Genomic DNA, 288 nt, shown 5'->3' with positions numbered 1-288 from the left:
ACTCCTCATGTACCCTCTTCTCGAGAAACGCAGGCATCGCCTCCAGATGAGAAAGACTCTTCCCCATCACAGGATGCCGGGTTCATTCCTTCCATGCCTACGAAAAGTACGGAAACGTCCGTGAGGCCGCAGAGAGCCTCGGAATGACACCGTCAACGTTCGTTCGGAAGAGACAGAAATATACGAAAAATATGGATTGATAGATGGGAAGCACAATGTTTATCTGGCTTTGAGGCTGCAGATGTGATATATTGATGATATCTGAGCAAAGGTATCATGTACCTGTGG

General features: G+C 47.6%; 1 protein-coding gene. It reads left to right on the top strand.

Features of this window, described 5'->3' with window-relative positions; translation table 11 throughout:
• Window positions 1-65 precede the first annotated feature (65 nt).
• Window positions 66-200 carry a helix-turn-helix domain-containing protein gene (locus PZH32_RS14360; RefSeq protein ID WP_428994068.1) on the top strand — a complete coding sequence of 45 codons (135 nt, stop codon included), beginning with the start codon at window positions 66-68 and terminating at the stop codon, window positions 198-200.
• The last annotated feature ends 88 nt before the right edge of the window (window positions 201-288 follow it).

The sequence above is a fragment of the Adlercreutzia equolifaciens genome (assembly GCF_029076695.1).
GTDB classification, from domain to species: Bacteria; Actinomycetota; Coriobacteriia; order Coriobacteriales; family Eggerthellaceae; genus Adlercreutzia; species Adlercreutzia equolifaciens_A.
Note: the sequence above shows the minus strand (reverse complement) of the source record. Positions and strands in the feature narration are given on the sequence as shown.